Below are 14671 nucleotides of genomic sequence, written 5' to 3'. Positions count from 1 at the left end.
TTTGTGAGCCTGCCCCAGACCCGTGCCAAGCGGCGCCCGAACGATCCGGCCCGCCGACAGAGGATCATCGAGGCCGCCGCCCGGGTGGTCGCCGAGCACGGGGTCGACGCGCTGACCTTCCGGGCAGTCGCGGACGCCGCGAAGGTGCCGCTAGGCTCGACCACCTACTACTTCGCCGACAAGGACGACCTGCTCGTCTCCACCATCCGCACCATCCGGGAGCGGAACGAAAAGTCCTTCCACGACCTGCTTCAACCTCTGGTCGCCGAGCACGGCCTGGCCGGCGGCCTCGCCGCCCTGGTCGAGGAGGTCACCGTCCGCCAGCACCCCCAACTGATCCTCGAGTACGGGCTCTACCTGAGCACGCTGCACCGGCCGGCCCTGCGGAAGGAAATCGCCCAGTGGCGTATGGATGCCGTCGCGCGCCCCTACTGCGACGACCAGACCGCCCGGCTGCTCGGCTTCACCCTTGAAGGCATTCTGCTGCAGTCCGTCATGGAGGACGTCATGTTCTTCGCGACCGATGTCGAACCGATGCTGGCCAAGATCACCGACGGCAAATAGGCCGCCCCGCCCTCCCGGCGCAATATTCCAAGTCATTTGGCCAAGTCCATTGACTCGCTTGTGATGTGCCTCATAACCTACTAAAGGATTACAGCTATCTTCTTTTAGTAGACATTCCGACTTTCGGCGTAAGGACCTGTCATGAAACTACGCAAGCTTGGCTCGCTGGCTGTCTGCGCGGCCGCCACCTTGGCCGTTGCCGCCTGCTCCGGCGGCTCCACCTCGGCAGCCGGCGGGGACTCAAGCGAAACCGTGCTGACCGTGAGCACCATCGGCTCCGTGGCCGACGCGGCCCTGCAGCTGGGCATCGACCGGGGGATCTTTGCCGAAGAAGGCCTGAAGATCGAAACCATCCCGCTCACCAACCCGCCCGCCGCGGTAGCCGCCGCCCAAAGCGGCGAGGTGGATGTCGCGTTCGTCCCTGTGGTGCCGTTCATCAACGCCGTGTCCCAGGGAGTCCCGCTCACCGCCGTGGCCGGTGCGGACGAACTGCCGGCCAAAGATACGGCGAAGTTCGACGACGGAGCCATCGTGGTGAACCCGGACAGCGGAATCGACTCCTTCGCCGACTTGGCCGGCAAGAAGATCGCCATCCCGGCGCGCAAGGGCGTCTACGAAGTCGTGACAACGGCCGCACTGGTCAAGGCCGGGGTCGATCCGGCATCCGTGGAATGGCTGTCCCTGGACTTCGCCGCCGCGCTGGAAGCCGTCAAGAGCGGCAGCATCGACGCCGCCTCGCTCAGCAGCCCCTTCAACGCCCAGGCGCTCGGGGACGGCATGAAGATCCTGGGCAAGCCGACGGCGGAGGCTTTCGGGGAAGGCCCGGTCGACATCTACGCATCCGGCCAGCAGGCCGTGGCCGAGAAGGCCGAAGCGCTCGAAAAGTTCCGCACCGCGATGCACAAGGCCAATGCCTATGCCAATGAACACGTGGACGATGCCCTTGCCACCGGCGTCAAAATGGCCGGGTTCGACATCAAGCCTTCCGAGGTGACCCCCGTCTACTGGTCCACGGAACTGAAGCCCGAAACGCTCGATGAAGTCGCCGCCACCATGACCGATCTGGGCTTCCTGAAGGAAAAGCCCGACTTCTCCAAGGCGATCATGAAGTAGCCTGCCGCCACGGTAGCGTAGGGACTGGTCCGGCATCCACCGCGGATGCCGGACCAGTCCCTTTCCCCTGGCCGGACAGGATCCATGGCATCCAACCTGAGCACCAACCTCGCCCGCAATGCGCGCCGGCTCCGCGACCGCCGCGGCCTGACCCTGACCCAGCTGGCGGACCGCTCCGGCATTGCCAAGGCCACCCTGTCGCAGATTGAGTCAGGCTCCGGCAATCCCACCCTGCACACCCTGCAGGACCTGGCCGCCGCCTTGTCCACCGATGTCGAGCAACTGCTGGCATCCGGAGACGAGGAAGGGATTATTGTGGTGCGCCGGGACGAAGGGACCGACGTCGGTGACGACGCCGTCGCGGCCAGGCTGGTCCACGCGGCCGGAACGGACGCGGCCAAGCTGGAATTCCACTGCCTGCAGATTGCTGCAGGCCACCGGGAAGTATCCGCAAGCCACGGCGCCGGCTCGCGCGAGTTCGCGATCGTGGCCGCCGGCTCCGTGCGCCTTGGCCCGATGGGCGACGAGAGGGTGCTCTCCGCCGGGGACTTTGCCAGCTACCGGGTGGACGGGCCACACCTGTGGGAAGCCGCAGAGGAAGACGCCACCGTCTGGATCGCCTTGGTCCAGCCTTCTTGACCCTTTGACTCCGGCACTCGGCCGGCCACTTCATGACTCCTGCATTCCGGGGTCTTCTGCGAAGTCCCGCTGTTCGTTATGATGGAATAAAGTTCTGTCTGAATAGAACGCGAAAGGACGGGCATCGATGTCCGCTATCGATCAATTCCTCGACTCCATCACCATTGGCCAACTGGAAGCCGACCCGTATCCAATCTGGGAACGGCTGCGCCGGGAAGCCCCGGTGGCCTGGATCCCCGCGGCGGATTCCTGGTTCATTACCCGCTATGACGACGTCGCGGCCGTGCTGCGCGGCGAACACGGCTTCGGCGGGGCGACCAACCACCAAACCATGAACCGGGTCTTCGGCCAGCCCAATATCCTCAACACCACCGGTGAGGAACACGACGAGATCCGCCAGGGCGTGGACTGCAAGCTGCAACCGGACCCGGTCCTGGCCATGGTCAACGAGTACGTCCGGCCGGTAGCCCGCCACTACCTCGACCTGATCGCCGACAAGGGCCGTGCCGACCTCGTGACCGAATTCTTCGAACCGGTCAGCGTCGAGGCACTGCGCCGCGTCATGGGGCTGGACGCGGTGGCCGACACCGCGACCATCCGGCGCTGGTTCACCGAACTGAACGGCGGTGTGGCCAACTTCGGCCAGGACCCGGACATCTACGCCGTCTCGGACCGTGCTTCCCGGGAGTTCGAGGAGGCCGTCGCACCGCTGCTGGAGCAGCTGGCCCGGCATCCGGACGACTCCATGACCTCCCACATGATGTGGGCCGGACGGGAAGGCACCACGCCCCGCCCGGTGAGCCAGATCATGCCCTCGCTCAAGGTCATCCTGCTCGGCGGCATGCAGGAGCCCGGGCATGCCGCGGCCAGCAGCTTGCACGGCCTGTTCACCCGGCCCGACCAGTGGAAGCTGCTGGTGGAGGACCCGGAGGAATGGATCCCCCTGGCCATCCAGGAGGGCCTGCGCTGGATCGCCCCGATCGGCTGCACCGACCGGCAGACCACCCGGGAGACAACCCTGCGCGGCACGGCGCTGCCGGCGGGCACCCCGGTGAATGTCGTCCTGGCGTCGGCGAACCGGGACGAGGACAAGTTCGACAGCCCGGAGCTGTTCGACATCGACCGCGCCAGCCGGGCACACCAGGCGTTCGGCGGCGGCGAGCATTTCTGCGCCGGCCACTTCTTCGGCCGCCAGGTAGAGCGGATCATGTTCGAAGAGCTGGTCAAGAGCATGCCCGACGTGGCCGCCGCCCCGGACGAGGACCCGGTGGTCACCGGATGGGTCTTCCGCGCCCCGAAAAAGCTTCCCGTTGTCTTTACTCCGGTACGGCAGCAGGAACGGATCGCCGTCTCCGGGGCCGCCACGGCGCCGCGGAACGAGCGCGAGTCGGAGCTGCTGGTCAGCGCCATGCGGCTCGAGGCCGAGAACGTCATGTCCGTGGAGTTGCAGGCCCCGGACGGCACCGCGCTGCCGGAATGGGCGCCCGGCGCCCACATTGATCTCTGGTCTTCCGAAACCCATTTCTCCAAGTATTCGCTGTGCCCGGCTCCCGGCCGCGGCTCAAGCTGGCGGATCGCAGTGGCACGCGAGGAGGTTTCAAAGGGGACGTCGAAATTCGTCCACGGTGAACTCCGGCCCGGCATGCGGGTCCGCGTGGGGCATCCGGCCAACAACTTCGAACTGGTTCCGGCCAAGTCCTACCTCTTCATCGCCGGCGGCATCGGCATCACCCCGCTGATGCCGATGATGGCCCAGGCGGCCCGCGACAACGTCGACTTCACGCTGCTGTACTGCGGACGCAGCCGCAGCCGCCTGCCGTTCCTCGAGGAACTGTCCGCCTACGGCGACAAGGTCCGGCTGTTCATCTCCTCGGAAGGAACCCGGCTCGATCTCGCCGGCGCCGTTGAACAGGCGCTCCGGGCAGAAAGCACCATCTACTGCTGCGGGCCCACCCGCCTCATGGACCAGGCCCAGCAGGTCGCCGAGCAGCACGGCGGCGAGGTGCTCTGCGAACATTTCACCGGCGTCGACGCCCTTCGCGACGGCGACCGCCCCTTCGAGATCCGGCTGGCCCGCAGCGGGAAGGCCCTGACTGTCCCCGCCGACAAGACCACCCTGGACGTGTTGCGGGAAGAGGGCCTGGACGTGCTCACCTCCTGCCAGGCCGGCAACTGCGGCTCGTGCGAAACCCGGGTCCTTCAGGGCATACCCGAGCACCGGGACGTATACCTGACCAAGGGGCAGAAAGCCCGCAACGACAGGATGATGGTCTGTGTGTCCCGCGGCGGCCCCGGGCCGATCGTCCTGGATCTCTAACTTTCTTCGATGCTCTTCTCCGCAGTCGGGCCGCCGGTCATACCGGAGGCCCGACTGCAGCACATTTCCTGCGGCACATTCACAAGGCCACCCTCAAAGCAGCTGCCGGAACCGGCTAAAAGGCCCTCCAGGAACAGCTGGACACCACCCATGAAGACGTCCGCTCCTTGGCTTTGTCCGGCGGACGGTACGGAGTACTGCCGGACGGGGATGCGAGTGATGACGTCTTCCCGCTACCGCGGCCCGGAGCCGGACTGCCGCGCGTTCCGGGCGGCAGGCTGTCGCCGGTCCGGCTTCGCCTGCTTCGATGTCCAGTTCTGCCGGTGAAGCCGCTCAAAGCCGTCGAGGAGGAGATCGAGGGCGAACCCGAACTCGAACTGGTCGTCGCAGCCGTGCCCGACCACCGAGCCGTCGTCGTGCGCCGCGGCCGCGGCGATTTCCACGATGTTCGGATACTGCCCGGCCATCTGCTGGAACATGGCGGCCTGCGCTTCCGGTGATGCCCCTGCCGGAGATTCCGCCTTCGGACCGGGCCGGTCGTCGAACAACTCCTGGGTGAACCCCCACATGCGGCTGCCGAGGGCATGCATGACGTGGTGGGTGAGATCGGCGGAGAAACCACCGGCCAGGAACATCCCGATGAACGAGTCCATGTATCCCAGGACCGCGGGCGTTTTATTGGTGCGGGATTCGAGCACCTGGCGGGCCCACGGGTGGCGCTGGAGCACCCGTCTCGCCGACAGCACCCTCCGCCGGACCGCGTTCTTCCAGCCGGCATCGAGGTCGGGAGGATCGATCTCGCCAATGATGACCTCGACCATGCCATCGAGAAGTTCGTCCTTGCTGGCCACATGTTTGTAGAGCGCCATCGGCACCACGCCGAGCTCCTGGGCAAGCCGGCGCATGCTCAATGACTCGATGCCGGCTTCATCGGCAAGTTCGACGGCGGCCTGCAGCACCCGTTCCCGGTCCAGGCGCGCGCGCCTCCCGTCCCCGCCCTGCTGAGCCATCGACCGCCTTCCCGGGACAACTGCTCCGATCCCTCTTGACAAGTGTACAACGTACACTTAGCGTTGCCGACATGAAGTGTACACCGTACACCTAGCCCGTTCGGCCGCCGCCGGGCCGGCTCCATTGGTCGAGAGGCGATCCCCGCGGGCAGGGGCCCTGCTCGGCCCCCATCGAACGAAGGCCTCCCAGTGAACCCCACCAGAAAGACCCCGATTGTTGCGGTGGTCCCGGCGCACCCCCGCCGTCCCCGGACCCGGTGGCTCGTGCCCGCCGGATTGATCCTCCTCAGCCTCGTCCCGGTGTTCTTCGGCATGGTGCGTCTTACCGAGCTGGCCGGCGGTGCCGCCGTGACCCCCGGAAACGAGCGGTTCTTTGACTCGCCCATCCCCGTGCTGATCCACGTTCCCGCTGTCACCGTGTACTGCCTGCTCGGGGCGTTCCAGTTCGTTCCCTTACTTCGCCGGGGCAGGCGCGGGTGGCACCGCGCCGCCGGACGCATCCTCGTCCCCGCCGGCCTGCTCGCTGCCCTGTCCGGCCTGTGGATGTCGGTCTTCTACGACCTCCCGGACGGCGACGGCGAGATCCTTCTCGTCCTTCGCCTGGCCTTCGGCTCAGCCATGGTGGTGAGCATCGTCCTGGGCCTCCTCGCGATCCGGCGCCGGGACTTCGCCCGGCACGGCGCATGGATGGCCCGCGCCTACGCCATCGGCGTTGGCGCGGGAACTGTGGTCCTGCTGACCATCCCCTGGGTTCTTCTGACCGGCCCGACCGGTGAGCTGAGCCGGGCGGTGCTCATGGGGGCGGCCTGGGTGGTCAACCTTGCGGTGGCCGAATACTTTATTTATCGGCGCTTCCAGGCGTCCCCGCAGGCGGCCGGTACGTCCGGCGCCAATACCCTGACCGGGCCGCGGCGAGGTGCTCCTCAAGGTCCACGCGAGTGATCCGGCCCCGGACGCCGGCGCCGGCCGGAACACACCTCAGGCTCCGGCAGCGTACCGCCAGAAGTCCCGCATCAGGTTCGGCGGTGTCGGTCCGGCCATTTCCACCTGGCTGAGCAGGATGGTGACAGCGCCGGTGGGCGGGACGATGTGCGCCGCCGTCCCGGTGCCGCCGACCCAGCCGTAACGGCCGGGCATGTTCCACGGATCGATCGGCTCGACGTCGACTGACCCGCCGAATCCCCAGCCCTGGCCCTCCAGGAACAACCTGCCGGCCTCGCGCTGGAACCGGGTCAGATGATTGGTGGTCATCTGCCGCACCGACTCGGGCGATAACAGCCTGCGCCCGCCGGCGGTCCCGCCGGCCAGCAGCATCCTGGCGAAGGCGTACAAGTCATCGACCGTCGAGGCCAGCCCGCCGGCTCCGGACGGGAACGCGGGCAGGCTGCTCCACTGCCCGCCGGGGGCATCGACCAGCTCGAGCCCGCCTGCCGGACCGGCCCGGTAGTAGCTGGTGAACCGCTCCAGCCGGTCGGCCGGCACGGCGAAGCCGGTGTCGGCCATCCCCAACGGCTCGAACAACCGCCCGGCCAGGAACTCGGGCAGCGGCCGGCCCGAGACCCTGGCGATCAGCACGCCCTGGAGGTCGGAGCAGGTGTTGTAGAGCCAGGCAACTCCCGGCTGGTGCAGCAGCGGAATGCGGGAGAGCGCCGCCATCCATTCATCCGGTGGGGCGACAAGCTGCGGCTGCGGCGGCCCCTGTTTCAGCTCGCTGAAGAGCAGTTTGACCGCCGGCAGCGAGAAGTCGGAGGGGAAGCCGTACCCGGCCCGGGAGCTGAGCAGGTCGGCCACGGTGATCGGCCGTGCGGCCGGGACGACATCGTCGACCGGGCTGGCCGGGGTGCGGACCACCCACGGCGACGCCAGCTCCGGCAGCCACGGCCGGACCGGGTCCTGCAGCCCGATCAGGCCGTCCTCGACCAGCATCATCACCGCCGCGGCGGTAATGGGTTTGGTCAGCGAAGCGATGCGGAAGACCGATTCCCTGGCCATCGGGGCGCTGCCCTCGACGTCGGCGGAGCCGGCGGCCTGAACCTCGAGCCGGCCGCCGCGGGCCACCAGGCCCACCGCCCCCGGCAACAATCCGCGGCCGACGTGCGTCTGCAGGATGTCGCGCAGATTGTCCATGGTCCGCCTTCGGCACGGGCGCCCGGCTACGCCTGCCGGCCGCTAGCCCTGGCGCCTGGCGTTGTCGGCGTACCCCTGCCAGCCGGGTTCCAAAGCGGCCCCGCCGACGCCGCCGGCCTCGGCGTTGACCGGGTCGAGCCGGCCCTTTCCGTCCGCACAGGGCCGGATTTCCTCGGGGTCGTCCGGACTCTTGCGGACCATGCCTGCCATCGGGATCTCCTTTGAACCGCGTCACGGTAGGTCCCAGTATGGAAGCGGCCCGGGAACCGGTCAATGAGCGACGGCCCGCCGAACCGTGCGCGCACGGGGAGAACAGCACCGGGCCCGGCCGGTGCCCTCAGCAGTCCGGGCCGCCGTTGATGGTCACGATGGTGCCGTTGGTGTAGCCGGAGCGCGGCGAGGCGAGGAACGCGACGGCGCTGGCGATTTCCCTGGGCGTCGCGGCTCGTCCGTAGGGCAGGCCGGCCGCGAATTCCGGCCAGCGGTCGGGGTCGCCAAACTCGCGTTCGGCCTGGGCCCGGGCACGGTTTTCATGCCGCGGCGTGGCGACCGGCCCGGGGTTGATGCCGACGACGCGCATCCCGTCCCGGGCCGCCTCCTTCCCCAGCGCCCGGGTGAAGGCCATCAGCGCGGCGTTCCCGGTGGCGCCGGCAATGTAGCCGGACGGGAAGCCTTCCCCCGCGGCGCCGATGATGTTGACGATGACACCCCGGCGCGCCGCCAGCTTCGCGTACAGGGAGCGGGCCAGGCTGATGTAGCCGAACACCTTCAGGTCCCAGGCCCGCTGCCAGGTCTCGTTGTCGATTTCCTGCAGGTTCCCCTGCGGAATGGCGCCGGCGTTGTTCACCAGCACATCGAGTTCCCCGACCGAGGACACCAGGCGCTGCCGCCCGGTCTCGACCGACAGGTCCGCAGCCAGGGTATCCACCGGCACGCCGTGTTCGGTGCGGATGGCCTCCGCAACCTCCTCCAGCCGCGCGGCATTGCGACTGGCCAGCAGCAGCCCGCAGCCCTCCTCCGCGAGCACGACGGCGGATTCCCGCCCGATGCCCTGCGAGGCCCCGGTCACCAGGGCTTTCTTGCCGTGCAACTGCAGGTCCATCCCGCCTGGTCCTTTCGTCGAATCGTCAAAAACTGTGTGGCCCGGATACGATCCTAGGCCCGCCGGCCCGGGCTTCATCCCGGGCGCCGCCTTCCTGCCCTCCGGCGACGGCGGCGCGCGCGTGACGCCGTCGTCCTCCGTCTGATTCCGGCCACCGGGGTGCGGAGGCGCCTGCCCGGCGTTCCGCATCCGCGACACAATAGTTGTTACCTGCGTCATGTTTGGCGTAAAGTATCTACACCAAGTGCTATTCGATTATCGAACGTAGTGTTCCACTATCGGACATCGGATGACGGCAGCAAAACGGTACAAAGAAGTGAGGACAGCCCGTGCAGTTTCACCACTACGGTTACGTATCCGGTGACCCGCGAATCAAGCCCGCCGCCGGTGTCGGCATCAACCGCCCCCAGGAGCTTCCCGACGAGGTCGACGTGCTCATCGTGGGCTCCGGCCCCGCCGGCATGCTGACCGCAGCCCAGCTCGCCCAGTTCCCGGACATCACCACGCGCCTCGTGGAGCGCCGCGGCGGCCGGCTGGAGCTTGGCCAGGCCGACGGCATCCAGGCCCGCAGCGTCGAGACCTTCCAGGCCTTCGGCTTCGCCGAGGAGATCACCGCCGAGGCCTACTGGCTCACCGAGATGAACTTCTGGCGCCCGGACGAGGCGGATCCCACGCGCATTGTCCGCGGCGGCCGCACCGTCGATGATGAAATGGGCATCAGCGAATTCCCGCACCTGATCGTCAACCAGGCCCGCGTGCTCGACTACTTCGCCCAGGTCGCGGCCAACTCCCCCACCCGCCTGACGCCCGACTACGGCTGGGAGTTCAGCACCCTGGAGGTAACCGACGAGGGCGACTACCCCGTGAAGGTCACCCTGGTCCGCAGCGCCGGCCCGGACGAAGGCCGGCAGCGCACCGTGCGCGCCAAGTACGTCGTCGGCTGCGACGGCGCGCGCAGCAAGGTCCGCGCCTCGATCGGCTGCACCCTCGCGGGGGACGCGGCCAACCACGCCTGGGGCGTGATGGACGTCCTGGCCAAGACGGACTTCCCCGACATCCGGACCAAGTGCGCCATCCAGTCGCACGACGGCGGGTCCATCCTGCTCATCCCGCGCGAGGGCGGCTACCTCTTCCGCATGTACGTCGACCTGGGCGAGGTGCCCGAGGACGACAAGGGGGCCATCCGCCGGACCACCATCGAGCAGATCATCGCCAAGGCCAACGAGATCCTGCACCCCTACACGCTCGATGTGCGCAACGTCGCCTGGCACAGCGTGTACGAGGTCGGCCACCGCCTCACCGACCGGTTCGACGACGTGCTCCCCGAGGACCTGGGCACCCGCACCCCGCGCGTCTTCATCACCGGCGATGCCTGCCACACCCACTCCGCCAAGGCCGGCCAGGGCATGAACGTGTCCATGCAGGACGGCTTCAACCTCGGCTGGAAGCTCGGGCACGTGCTGGAGGGCCGCAGCCCGGAGAGCCTGCTGTCCACCTACTCGGCCGAACGCCAGGTCATTGCGAAGAACCTGATCGACTTCGACAAAGAGTGGTCCACGCTCATGGCGAAGAAGCCCGAAGAGTTCGAAAACCCCTCGGAGCTTGCGGATTTCTACGTCCGCACCGCCGAATTCCCCGCCGGGTTCATGACCGAGTACGCGCCCTCAATGCTCACCGCAGAGCGCACCCACCAGGACCTGGCCACCGGGTTCCCCATCGGCAAGCGCTTCAAGTCCGCCCGTGTCTCCCGCGTCTGCGACACCAATCCGCTCCACCTCGGCCACCAGGCCACCGCCGACGGCCGCTGGCGGATCTACGTCTTCGCCGACCCGTCACCGGCCGGGGCCGCATCGCCGGTCGCCGAGCTCGCCGAGTGGCTGAGCACCGCGCCGGACTCGCCCCTGGCGGCCACCCCGCAGGGTGCCAACCCGGACGCGTGGTTCGACGTGAAGGTCATCTACCAGCAGAAGCACCAGGACATCGACATCAATGCGGTGCCCGACGTGTTCAAGCCCGAGGTCGGACCGTTCCAGCTCACCGACTACGAGAAGGTCTACGGCATCCTTAAGGACGAGGACATCTTCGACGTGCGCGGCATCTCCCGCGGCGGCGCCATCGTGGTGGTCCGCCCGGACCAGTACGTGGCGAACGTCCTGCCGCTGACCGCGACGGCCGAACTCGCCGGGTTCTTCGCTCCGCTGCTGCCGGCCCGCCAGCCGCAGCAGTAGCCCGGCACTCCTCGGGAGGACGGCGGCGCGCACGTGCCGCCGTCCTCCTCCTATTTGGGGACCACGCTTGGGAACGCCGCCGGCAGTGCGCGCCGCCGGCGGGGTGCAAGCGGCGCGGTGGCCGCCCGCCCGGTCCCCCAGACGCTCGCCGTCCTTTCGGACCCTGCCCTCCCGGTCACCATCCGCGCCTTCGAAATGCCTTTCACTCCGCCGGATGGGCGACGCCGAACCTAGGCAGCTTCATCCCCCGCGGGCTTCCATCCGAGTGCCGGGGCGACTTCCCGGGCCGCGACGGTCAGGATGCGCCGCACCACGCTGGCCGGATGGTCGAACGGCAGCGCGATCACCAGCTCATCGGCGGCCTGTATCGCGACGTCGCCGGCGAGGGCTTCGGCAATCCGGTCCCCGGTGCCGGAGGCGACCTTGCCGAACTGGAACGGGAGATCCGGGCTGCCGCCCTGGCGCTTCGCGTCGCGGTCCAGCAGCCACTGCAGTTCCGCCTGTTCCTGCGCGTTCGAGTAGGGGACGATCTGCCGGCTCACCGAGGCGTGCGACGGCCAGCCGGCCGACCGGGCATGCTCGGTCCGGTAGGCCTCGATGCAGGCCAGCTGGGCCTCCTCGAAGCCGAGCCCGGTCACTTCGGTGTTGAGCGTGGAGAGCTGCAGGCCCAGTCCCTGCCGTCCGGTGCGCTCGGCGCTGGCCAGTGATCCGGCACCGTAGGCAATCCGGCGCCTGAGTCCGGGACTGACCGGCTGGACCGGCAGCTCGGTGCCCGCCTCGGCGAAAGGGACTTGTTCGTCGGCGACGGCGACGGCGCGTCCCTCCACCGCGGCGATGAACCGCTGCACCCGCTCGTCCACCACCGCGCGCAAGCTGCCGTCGATGGGACCGTAGGCCTGCGAAAACGTGCCCTCGTTGTTGGAGTACCCGGAGCTCAATCCCAGTTCCAGTCGGCCGCCGGTCAGCAGATCCACGGTGCCCGCCTCCTCGGCCAGCCGGACGGGATCCTCGAAGCGGATGGGGGTAACGGACGTGCCCAGGCGGATCGTGCGGGTCCGCTGCGACGCTGCCGCCAGGAACGGCAGCGGAGCCGACAGGTAGTGCTCCAGGTGACGATGCCGGACGTAGCCGATGTCGTACCCCAGGTCCTCCGCAAGTTCGAAGAGCCCCAGCCCCTCGTCCAGGCCGCGGGACCGGCCCTGGCCGATTCCCGAGTGCTCAACGAAGGCGAGAAAGCCCAGGCGGAAGGGCCGGCGTGCGGTGTCGGTCATCGGTGGATCCTTTGCGGCGGGTCTGAAGCTCTGGCGTCTCCAGTCAATCACCCGTCCGGCATTCCGCAGCCCTGCGTTTCACGAAGCGCCGCCTGCGGACGGGGCGATCGCGACGGGCTTGCGCCGGGAGAGCCCGCTGAAGGACCTGATACCAGGCATCCCTCGTGCTTTCGCTAATCTGTGGTTGACTGCTGGAGATCCAGCCCGATAACCAACGACCTAGGGGACCGAAGACTCATGGCTTCTGGCGAACTCAATTACTCGTCCGGGGTCCCGCTCTATCGGCAGATCAAGGAAATTCTGCGCAGGGAGGTCGCCGAGGGAATTGTGGATCCCCGGAAGCCGATCACCGAAGCGCAGCTGCTCAGCCGGTTCGAGGTCAGCCGGGCGCCCATCCGGCAGGCGCTCCAGGAGCTTGCCGGCGAGGGGTATGTCTACAGGAAGCAAGGCAAGGGGACGTTCCCGGTCATCGGCACCCGGGTACAACGGCCGGCCGACGTGCGGTCCGGGGCCTTGTACCAATACCTCTCCGAGAGCGGACTGCATCCGACCTGGAAGGTCTCCGGCATCGAGCGGGTGGAGCCGTCCGCCCGGATGCGGGACCTCCTGGGGCTCGAAACGCACGAGCGGCTCCTGCATTTCACCCGCCTGATCTCGGTCGAGGGTATGCCTCTCGTCGAAGCCGACGTCTACCTTCGGGCGCCTGACGACTTCAGCCCCACGGCCGCGGAACTCGAAGACGAGGACTCCGCCTTCGAGCTTCTGGCGAGAAGGTTCGGCATCACCCTCGTCCGGGCCGAGCACGAGGCCTGGGCGACGGCGGCAACCGCCGACCAGGCGGGGACCTTCGGTGTGAGCGAGGGGAGCCCGCTGCTCGTCATCGAGACGATTTTCTTCACGACGGGCGACCGGCCGGCGGGGTGGCGCTCCGCGGTGCACCAGGCCGAAAAGTTCAAGTACCGATTCACCACGAACCGCTAGACCGCCTCCAGGGCCGGAAGTTCCGGGCCTGCCCGCCCCGGCATCCCGGACCGCCCGGGAGCACCCCACCTTGACTTTGACACGACATCGTGTAAACCTAGTGGACGGGTAATCAAGCTCACATTCACAGGCGGCGGACTGCGGACCCTCGGCGGACGTCAGGTCCCGGTGCACCGCCTCCTTCGGTTACTACCGCCTGCACCGAGTTCGGCGAGGAATCAATCCAGAGGTCGCGGTGCATGATCCTTCCCAGCGCGTGACGTCGACCATGGCGTGACGCTGACGAAAGGTTGTGCCAATGACGGATACAACGACTGCCACCAGCCAAACCGTCAATACGGTCCTTGGCCCCGTCCCCGCTCGTGAACTGGGTGTGGCCGCGGTCCACGAGGCCCTGCTCTCGGTGGTCCCCGGGGCCGAGCATGCCTATGACATCACCATGGACCGGGCGGAGATCTTCGAGATCCTGGCCGGCAAGCTGACCGACTTCCGCGAGCACGGCGGCAGGACCATCGTCGACAGCACGGGCATGTTCCACGGCCGCGACGTGCGCCTGTACGAGGCGCTCTCGCGCGCAACCGGCGTGCACATCGTCGCCTCCACGGGCATGGGTCCGGAGGAGGTGCTCGGCGGGTACTTCCTGACCCCGCAGACCAATCCCCCCACGCCGTGGCCGGCCGAGAAGTTCGCCGACCTCTTCGCCAAGGAGGTCACCGAGGGCATGGTGGTCCCCCGCCTCGAGCGCCGCGGCGCCGCCGGCATCGTGACCACCACGGCCACCCGCGGGGGCATGACCCCCACCGACGAGAGCCTGTTCCGCGGCGCGGCCCGGACCGCACTGGCCACGGGCGTCCCGGTCTCCATCCGCTACGGCAAGGACGCACTGGGCGACCTCGGCATCGTCCTGGACGAGCAGGTCCCGGCCGGCCGCGTGGTGGTCGGCGGGCTGGACCGCAAGGAAGCCGCCGCCGCCGGGGCGCCGCTCGAGGTCGCGCAGCGGGGCGCCTTCGTCGCCCTGGACCACGTGGGCCTGGACGACGACGACGAGTACCTCACCGACCGCGAGCGCGCCTCCCTGGTGCTGGACCTGGTCAAGGCCGGCCACGGGAACCGCCTCCTGCTCTCGAGCAACGCGATCGGCGTGGCCAAGGGACACCCGGACTACGAGCTGCCGTTCAGCTACGTCGTCTCGACGTTCGTCCCCTTCCTCAAGTCGCAGGGACTCTCCGACGAGGACGCCCGGCGCATCCTCGTGGACAACCCGCGGGACCTGCTGACCCTGCGCTGAGAACGCGTGCCCGCACATTCTTTTCTACTTT

Annotated in this window: 13 protein-coding genes; 8 read left to right on the top strand and 5 right to left on the bottom strand. The window is 68.2% G+C overall.

What is annotated here, in order from left to right:
* Positions 1-3 precede the first annotated feature (3 nt).
* The 4 genes from ACFQ36_RS00125 to ACFQ36_RS00110 all read left to right on the top strand — a co-directional run bounded on the left by ACFQ36_RS00125 (position 4) and on the right by ACFQ36_RS00110 (position 4633).
* Positions 4-564, top strand: a complete 561-nt coding sequence (locus ACFQ36_RS00125) for a TetR/AcrR family transcriptional regulator (protein ID WP_377009339.1) — start codon at positions 4-6, stop codon at positions 562-564.
* A 141-nt stretch (positions 565-705) separates the two neighbouring features.
* On the top strand, positions 706-1677 hold the full coding sequence (locus tag ACFQ36_RS00120) for an ABC transporter substrate-binding protein (protein ID WP_377009337.1): 972 nt from the start codon (positions 706-708) through the stop codon (positions 1675-1677).
* A gap of 84 nt (positions 1678-1761) precedes the next feature.
* Positions 1762-2316 (top strand): helix-turn-helix domain-containing protein, encoded by a 555-nt coding sequence (locus ACFQ36_RS00115; protein WP_377009336.1) that lies wholly within the window; start codon positions 1762-1764, stop codon positions 2314-2316.
* A 127-nt stretch (positions 2317-2443) separates the two neighbouring features.
* Positions 2444-4633: a cytochrome P450 gene (locus tag ACFQ36_RS00110; RefSeq protein WP_377009335.1), complete on the top strand. Its 2190-nt coding sequence runs from the start codon at positions 2444-2446 to the stop codon at positions 4631-4633.
* A 233-nt stretch (positions 4634-4866) separates the two neighbouring features.
* Here ACFQ36_RS00110 and ACFQ36_RS00105 read toward each other — a convergent pair whose 3' ends face one another.
* Complete coding sequence (locus ACFQ36_RS00105) at positions 4867-5643, bottom strand: TetR/AcrR family transcriptional regulator (protein WP_377009333.1); 777 nt, start codon at positions 5641-5643, stop codon at positions 4867-4869.
* A gap of 189 nt (positions 5644-5832) precedes the next feature.
* Between ACFQ36_RS00105 and ACFQ36_RS00100 the strand changes: the two genes are divergently transcribed.
* The gene (locus ACFQ36_RS00100) at positions 5833-6585 is read left to right on the top strand and encodes a DUF2306 domain-containing protein (protein ID WP_377009331.1); all 753 of its coding nucleotides are present in this window, start codon (positions 5833-5835) and stop codon (positions 6583-6585) included.
* A gap of 36 nt (positions 6586-6621) precedes the next feature.
* On the opposite strand, the gene ACFQ36_RS00095 is transcribed toward ACFQ36_RS00100, so the two are convergent.
* The 3 genes from ACFQ36_RS00095 to ACFQ36_RS00085 all read right to left on the bottom strand — a co-directional run bounded on the left by ACFQ36_RS00095 (position 6622) and on the right by ACFQ36_RS00085 (position 8872).
* On the bottom strand, positions 6622-7770 hold the full coding sequence (locus tag ACFQ36_RS00095; RefSeq protein WP_377009329.1) for a serine hydrolase domain-containing protein: 1149 nt from the start codon (positions 7768-7770) through the stop codon (positions 6622-6624).
* Between the two features lie 42 nt (positions 7771-7812).
* On the bottom strand, positions 7813-7980 hold the full coding sequence (locus ACFQ36_RS00090; RefSeq protein ID WP_377009327.1) for a hypothetical protein: 168 nt from the start codon (positions 7978-7980) through the stop codon (positions 7813-7815).
* A 127-nt stretch (positions 7981-8107) separates the two neighbouring features.
* Complete coding sequence (locus ACFQ36_RS00085) at positions 8108-8872, bottom strand: short-chain dehydrogenase/reductase (RefSeq protein WP_377009325.1); 765 nt, start codon at positions 8870-8872, stop codon at positions 8108-8110.
* Between the two features lie 329 nt (positions 8873-9201).
* Here ACFQ36_RS00085 and ACFQ36_RS00080 point away from each other — a divergent pair, with 329 nt between their 5' ends.
* Complete coding sequence (locus tag ACFQ36_RS00080; RefSeq protein WP_377009323.1) at positions 9202-11100, top strand: FAD-binding monooxygenase; 1899 nt, start codon at positions 9202-9204, stop codon at positions 11098-11100.
* 230 nt (positions 11101-11330) lie between these two features.
* On the opposite strand, the gene ACFQ36_RS00075 is transcribed toward ACFQ36_RS00080, so the two are convergent.
* Positions 11331-12371, bottom strand: coding sequence for an LLM class flavin-dependent oxidoreductase (locus tag ACFQ36_RS00075; RefSeq protein WP_377009321.1), 1041 nt, complete (start codon positions 12369-12371; stop codon positions 11331-11333).
* A 237-nt stretch (positions 12372-12608) separates the two neighbouring features.
* On the opposite strand from ACFQ36_RS00075, the gene ACFQ36_RS00070 reads away from it, so the two are divergent.
* Complete coding sequence (locus ACFQ36_RS00070) at positions 12609-13352, top strand: GntR family transcriptional regulator (RefSeq protein ID WP_377009319.1); 744 nt, start codon at positions 12609-12611, stop codon at positions 13350-13352.
* 298 nt (positions 13353-13650) lie between these two features.
* The gene (locus ACFQ36_RS00065; RefSeq protein WP_377009317.1) at positions 13651-14640 is read left to right on the top strand and encodes a phosphotriesterase; all 990 of its coding nucleotides are present in this window, start codon (positions 13651-13653) and stop codon (positions 14638-14640) included.
* The last annotated feature ends 31 nt before the right edge of the window (positions 14641-14671 follow it).

This window comes from Arthrobacter sp. GCM10027362 (genome assembly GCF_042679445.1).
In the GTDB taxonomy this organism is placed as follows: Bacteria; Actinomycetota; Actinomycetes; order Actinomycetales; family Micrococcaceae; genus Crystallibacter.
Note: the sequence above shows the minus strand (reverse complement) of the source record. Positions and strands in the feature narration are given on the sequence as shown.